This is a genomic window from Halorubrum sp. Atlit-26R, assembly GCF_003666015.1.
Taxonomy (GTDB): Archaea; Halobacteriota; Halobacteria; order Halobacteriales; family Haloferacaceae; genus Halorubrum.
In genome coordinates this window covers 1-545 of the sequence record NZ_QPLT01000347.1, presented here as the reverse complement: position 1 = coordinate 545, position 545 = coordinate 1, and the positions used below count along the sequence as shown (strand labels likewise).

General features: G+C 23.5%; 1 protein-coding gene. It reads right to left on the bottom strand.

The features are described 5' to 3' along the window. Window positions 1-545: CPBP family intramembrane glutamic endopeptidase (locus DVK07_RS20925; RefSeq protein ID WP_147441309.1), on the bottom strand; the 545-nt coding region annotated here is incomplete at both ends.

Sequence of the window (545 nt, the reverse complement as noted above, 5' to 3'; positions counted from 1 at the left end):
TAACTTTTGAGTTTTTAAATATACAATAGAAAAGATTAACCCACTAACAAAATAGGGTATATAATCGAAAATGTTATCTGAATAATGAAATAAAGCGAAAAAAATGCTAGATATGATAACTCCAATAAAAAGGTGATTCTTAAATAAGACTTTTAGTAGTAATCCTCTAAATATATATTCTTCTATTAATGCAGGCATTATAGCAAGAGAAATTATAGATAAAATCAGAGGGTCCTGTTGAAATGATGATTCAATATCTACCTGATTAGATGTTTCTAAAGAAAAAAACAAACCGTAAACATAATCAGTAATTATAATAGCAATATATCCAGCTACAATGTAGTATATATCACGAATTGAATATTTGGTCTTTTCAAAAATTTTAATATTCAATAACTTTTGCGCAACAAATATAACTAAAATCACAGATATTATGAATGCTATTTGAAAAAGTAAACTCTTTCCATATTTAAAAGAAAATAATATTATAGAAATTAAAATAAAAATAATTAATAGGCTAATGATAGATTTTAAAAAATAGGGGT